General features: G+C 41.7%; 1 protein-coding gene. It reads left to right on the forward strand.

The genetic code is table 11. The features are described from left to right. Window positions 1-1064: RNA-guided endonuclease InsQ/TnpB family protein (locus tag KTB61_RS12870; RefSeq protein WP_216697702.1), on the forward strand; the 1064-nt coding region annotated here is incomplete at both ends.

Consider the following 1064-nt stretch of genomic DNA (forward strand, 5'->3'; position numbering starts at 1 on the left):
AAAAACCTCTACAACGAGGGCTTATACAGTGTTCGTCAGCATTTCTTCCAGACGGAAGAATATCTTCCTTACGCCAAAAACTATCATCTCCTTAAAAACAGCGAAAACTATAAGCTGTTAAACAGTAACATGGGCCAACAGATTCTCAAAGAAGTAGACGGAACTTTTCAATCCTTCTTTGGACTCTTAAAATTGTCCAGACAGGGAGAATACAGCTTCCAGGATATTTCCCTGCCTCATTATCTGCCAAAAGACGGATACATGACGCTGGTAGTGGGATTTGTACGCTTAAATGGGAACCAATTCATCCTCCCTTACTCCAATGCGTTCAAAAAGAACCATAAACCAATCATTATCACCATCCCACCAATCCTGATGGATAAAAAGATCAAAGAGATCCGCATCATTCCAAAAGCCAATGCAAGGTTTTTCGAAATTCAGTATACATATGAAGCTGAACCTATCGAAATACAGATCAATCCAAACAAAGCACTTGCCATTGATTTTGGAATCAATAACTTAGCTACCTGCGTCACTGACGAAGGTGCTTCTTTCATCGTGGACGGAAAACACATCAAATCCATCAACCAGTGGTACAACAAGGAAAACGCCAGGCTGCAGAGCATCAAAGACCTGCAAGGCATCAAAGGAAGCACCAAACGCCAGGCTATCCTTGCCAGAAAACGCAACAATGCAGTGAATGACTATATCAACAAGACTTGTCGCTATATCATCAATTACTGCATCGATAACCAGATTGGTCATGTAGTCATCGGCTACAATAAGGATCTGCAGAAGAATTCCAATATCGGACATCGAAACAATCAGAACTTGGTGAATATCCCAGTTGGTGAGATCCGCAAAAAATTGGAGTATCTTTGTGCCCTCTATGGCATCCACTATATGCTGCGTGAAGAAAGCTATACATCCAAAGCTTCCTTTTTTGATAGGGATGTTATGCCTGTCTATGGCGAAGAAGATAGCCAAACACCTGCAACATTCAGCGGAAAAAGAGTGAAAAGAGGACTCTATCGGACTTCCACGGGCTATGAATTCAATGCAGA

The organism is Anaerostipes faecalis (assembly GCF_018982945.1).
GTDB lineage: Bacteria > Bacillota > Clostridia > Lachnospirales > Lachnospiraceae > Anaerostipes > Anaerostipes faecalis.